Source organism: Tissierella sp. (genome assembly GCF_052089545.1).
Classification (GTDB): domain Bacteria; phylum Bacillota; class Clostridia; order Tissierellales; family Tissierellaceae; genus Tissierella_A.
In genome coordinates this window covers 1-4,251 of record NZ_JBQDAA010000045.1, presented here as the reverse complement: position 1 = coordinate 4,251, position 4,251 = coordinate 1, and the positions used below count along the sequence as shown (strand labels likewise).

Below are 4,251 nucleotides of genomic sequence, written 5' to 3'. Positions count from 1 at the left end.
AAATTTTCAAGTAATTTTATTGTTTTTCTATTATCCATGCTTACCTCCATAAATATTTATATTTAATAAAATTATATCATATATATAAGATATAGTTTTATTAAGAAAATAAAATATCCTTTATTTGTTAAGATATTTTAACAAAAAAAGGGTATATATTTAATAAGGTTCCTCTATTTAAAGGAGGAAAGTGCGATGAAAAAACTTAGTTTTATTATAATATTATTTCTAATAGCTTCTGTAGTTGTATCTTGTGGTGATAATAAAGTTGAAAATAAGGATTTAAATGAAGATGAAAATATAACAGAGGAGCCTAAAGAAGAGGTAGATAGGGATCAAAACGAGCAAAAAGATCAAGAGGAACAAGAAGAGGAAGAACAAGAAGAACAAAATGAAATGGAAGCGGAAGAAGGAAAAAATGAAAGTGATAAGGATAATACGAAAAAAGAGAATCAAGACTATACAAAGAAAGAGGACAAGCCTAAAGATCCTATAGCGTCATCTAATTTAAAGAAGATAGAAGATAAAGGATATGCAACAGTAGATAGTTTAAATGTTAGAAATTTAGGAAGCATGAAAGGTAAAATAATAACATCTATTGACCGAGGGGTAGAAGTGCATGTATTTGGGGAAAGAAATAGTTGGTACTATGTAGAATATGCAAAGAATAAAAGAGGCTGGATATATTCTAAATATATACAGTTTAATCCCGTAAAACCAACTCCAACAGATCCAAGTTCTTTAAGTAATAAATCTTATAATTGGTATTTTATGAGAAACAACAATCATAAACAACCAGGATTTGGAAACCCTCACAAAGCTTTATTAGATAAATATGATGGTATTGCCATAGGAAATAAAAACAAAAAGGATATATTTTTAACCTTTGATAATGGATATGAAAATGGATATACAAGCAAAATATTAGATATATTAAAAAGACAAAATGTGAAGGTAGGTTTCTTTGTACAGGGAACTTATATAGATTCAAATCCTGAAATAGTAAAGAGAATGGTAAGGGAAGGACATATAGTATTAAATCATACAAATAGTCATCCTAAAATGCCTACTTTAAGTAGGGAAAAACTACAGTATGAAATAAATCTGACAGCTAAGAAATATAAAGATTTGGTAGGTAAAGACATGCTGGAATTTTTAAGACCTCCAAGTGGAGTGTTTAGCGAAAGAACTTTAGCACAGGCAAAGAATCTAGGATATAAAAGTGTTTTCTGGTCAATGGCATATAGGGATTGGGTAGTTAACGATCAACCAGGCAAAGTAGAATCTTATAAGCATGTAACAGATAATATTCACAATGGAGCCGTTATACTTCTTCACTCCGTTTCAAAGAGTAACACAGAAGCACTTGAAGATATAATAGAAGAACTGAAAAGACAAGGATATAATTTTAAACTTTTAACTCAATATCCTTAAAAAATATAGAAAATCAAACAAATATATAGGTTCATATGAACCTATATATTTGTTTGATTTAACTTATCTTATCTTATATGATACTATAGTCCAATTGACATAAGTCATGTTATATAAAGATAAGGGGATATTGACATGGACGAATTAGAAAAAAATGAACTTGGAACAAGAAGTATAGGAAAATTATTGTTTAGTATGGCATTTCCTGCCATAGCCGCTCAACTTATAAATTTACTATATAATTTGGTAGATAGAGTATATATAGGACATATTCCTGAGGTTGGAGCAATGGCACTTACAGGTGTAGGAGTTACTTTTCCTATGATTATGCTTATAGCAGCTTTTGCTGCCCTTGTAAGCATGGGTGGAGCGCCTAAGGCATCTATAATGATGGGGAAGGGAGATCAAAAGTCGGCTGAAAAGATACTTGGAAACTCTACTTCAGCACTTTTTATTATTTCTTTAACTCTTACGGCTTTGATACTTATATTTGCTGAAAAGATTCTTTTAGTATTTGGTGCAAGTCAAAATACTATAGGATATGGGTTAGATTATATAAGGATATATGCTTTTGGAACTTTATTTGTTCAATTAGCTCTTGGCTTAAATGCCTTTATTACAGCACAAGGATTTGCTAAAACTAGTATGATAACTGTAACAATAGGTGCTCTTATAAATATAATACTAGATCCTATATTTATATTTGCTTTTAATATGGGAGTTAAAGGAGCAGCCTTTGCAACTATAATATCACAGGGAATTTCAGCTATATGGGTTATAAGATTCTTGACTGGAGACAAGACGCTTCTTAAAATTAAGAGAAAGTATTTAAAAATCGAGACAAAGATTATACTACCAACTCTTGCACTAGGCTTATCACCATTTATAATGCAATCTACTGAAAGTTTGATAACTGTTATATTTAACTCATCGCTTCAAAAACATGGTGGAGACTTAGCTGTAGGTGCTATGACTATTTTAACAAGTGTTATGCAGTTTTCACTGCTTCCTTTGGTAGGGCTTACTCAAGGTGCCCAGCCCATTATAAGTTTTAATTATGGGGCTAAAAATAGGGACAGAGTAAAGAGGAGCTTTTTACTTCTTTTAAAGACAAGCTTAGTATATTCTACAATTGTATGGACTTTAGTCATGGTATTTCCACAAATGTTTATAGGTGCTTTTACTACTAATATAGAACTTATAAATTTAACTATTCCATCAATTAGAATATTTATGGCTGTATCTTTAATATTTGGAATACAAATTAGTTGCCAACAGGCATTTATATCTCTTGGTAATGCTAAAGTGTCCATATTTTTAGCACTTCTTAGAAAACTAATTTTACTTATACCACTTATATATATATTACCTATGATTTTTGAAAATAAAGTTAGGGCTATATTTTTAGCAGAACCAGTAGCAGATTTTATAGCTGTTACTGTAACAGGCACAATCTTTGCCATACAATTTAAAAAGATTTTAAATGATATGAGCTTGGATAAGGCTTAATTTACCAAAATGGGTATATACTAAAATATAGTATATATCTATTTTTTAAAATAATGATATAATATAAGTAAAATAAAAGTGTAAGAGGAGAATTACTATGAAGCCACAAATGATCGTTTTTATTGTTATATTGGCTACCTTTTATCTATTTGTAGATGGAAGAGTGAGGTATGAATTTGCTTCACTATCTGGTCTTATGGTTCTTGTTGTATCGGGAGTTATAGAACCACAAGATGCTTTTTTAGGATTTAGTCATCCAGCTGTTATAACAGTAGCATCGGTTCTTGTTATAAGTAGTGCGCTTGTAAAATCAGGAGTTATAGAACACTTGGTAGTATTTTTAAACAAAAGAAGTAAAAATATAACTTCAAAGCTTGCAAGTCTAATGGTTGTTACAGCTGTACTTTCGGCATTTATGAACAATGTTGGTGCATTAGCACTAATTATGCCTATAACTATAAAAGTAGCTAAAGACAATAAAATGTCACCGTCAGTACTTCTTATGCCAGTTGCATTTGCCTCACTTTTAGGTGGTATGATGACTGAAATTGGAACACCACCAAATCTAATTGTATCAGGTTATAGAATGGAAGATAGTGGGCTTGCATTTAGATTTTTTGATTTTGCACCAGTGGGATTTACTTTAGTAGTAATAGGTATATTATTTACAATACTAATAGGCTGGAAGCTTATACCTAAAAGAAAATCACAAGCTGAAAAAGGTTTATTTAATATAGATAACTATCTTTCAGAAGTTGTAGTAACTAAATCTTCTAAAATGATAGGGAAAACACTAAGAGAATTTTTTAAAACCTATAAGTTGGAAATAAACGTTCTAAGTATTGTAAGAGATGACAGAAGAATAGTAGCCCCAAAAGCGGACGAGATTTTATTGGTTGGAGATGTACTAATTATAAAAGCAGTAGCATCAGAACTTAGTAATCTTGTAAATAGGACGGGCCTTTCTTTAAAAGGGGCAAAGTTGGACTTTGCCCAGTCACTTAGTTCAGATAATATGGCCTTGGTTGAAGTTGTTTTAAGAGAAGATTCTTTTTTAATAGGAAGAACGGCTTTTCAACTAAAATTAAGAAATAGGTTTAATGTAAATTTAATTGCAGTTTCGAGAGAAGGAATTTCTTCATTTTCACGATTAAAATCCTTTATGTTTAAATCAGGAGATATACTCCTTATGCAAGTGCCTGTAAGTATACTCCAAGACACTTATTCTAAACTTAGATGTCTTCCATTAGCAGAACCGGTAGATGTCAATATAGTTGACGCATTAATTTTAAATTAATTAATTATTTA

Annotated in this window: 3 protein-coding genes; all 3 read left to right on the top strand. The window is 30.6% G+C overall.

The window, feature by feature from the left end; genetic code table 11:
- Positions 1-195 precede the first annotated feature (195 nt).
- The 3 genes from pdaA to ACTHW2_RS05145 all read left to right on the top strand — a co-directional run bounded on the left by pdaA (position 196) and on the right by ACTHW2_RS05145 (position 4,240).
- Positions 196-1,434 carry a delta-lactam-biosynthetic de-N-acetylase gene (gene pdaA / locus ACTHW2_RS05155; RefSeq protein ID WP_442262844.1) on the top strand — a complete coding sequence of 413 codons (1,239 nt, stop codon included), beginning with the start codon at positions 196-198 and terminating at the stop codon, positions 1,432-1,434.
- A 135-nt stretch (positions 1,435-1,569) separates the two neighbouring features.
- Positions 1,570-2,943 carry an MATE family efflux transporter gene (locus ACTHW2_RS05150; RefSeq protein ID WP_442262842.1) on the top strand — a complete coding sequence of 458 codons (1,374 nt, stop codon included), beginning with the start codon at positions 1,570-1,572 and terminating at the stop codon, positions 2,941-2,943.
- A gap of 97 nt (positions 2,944-3,040) precedes the next feature.
- Entirely contained in the window at positions 3,041-4,240 is a 1,200-nt protein-coding gene (locus ACTHW2_RS05145; RefSeq protein WP_442262841.1) for an SLC13 family permease, read from the top strand.
- The last annotated feature ends 11 nt before the right edge of the window (positions 4,241-4,251 follow it).